Here is a 349-nt window from a genome sequence, read left to right as displayed (position 1 = left end):
AAGGGAGGGGGAAAGGGGAGGAAAGAGAGAGAGAGAAAGGGGGAAGAAGGAAGGAAGGAGAGGGGGGGGAAAAAAGGAGAAAGGGGAAGGGAAAGAGGGAGAAGGAGGAGGGGGGGGGGGGGAGAGAAAGGGAGGAAGAGAAGAAGAGAGAGGGAAGGGAAGAGAAAGAGAAGAAAAAGAGGGAAAAGAAAAGAAAAAAAAAAAAGAAGAAGGGAGAGAAGAGGGAAGGAAAAGAAGGAAAAGAGAGAAGGGGGAGGGGGAGAGGGGAGAGAAAGAGAGAAGGAGGAAGGGGAAAGAAGGAAAAAAGGGAAGAGGGGAAGGAGGAGAGGGGGAAGAGAAGGGGAGAGAA

General features: G+C 51.3%; 1 protein-coding gene. It reads left to right on the top strand.

From position 1 onward, the window contains the following. Positions 1 to 349 (top strand): hypothetical protein (locus KH400_RS30295; protein ID WP_217228584.1); only part of this gene is annotated, 349 nt, incomplete at both ends.

The organism is Desertibacillus haloalkaliphilus, from assembly GCF_019039105.1.
GTDB classification, from domain to species: Bacteria; Bacillota; Bacilli; order Bacillales; family KJ1-10-99; genus Desertibacillus; species Desertibacillus haloalkaliphilus.
Note: the sequence above shows the minus strand (reverse complement) of the source record. Positions and strands in the feature narration are given on the sequence as shown.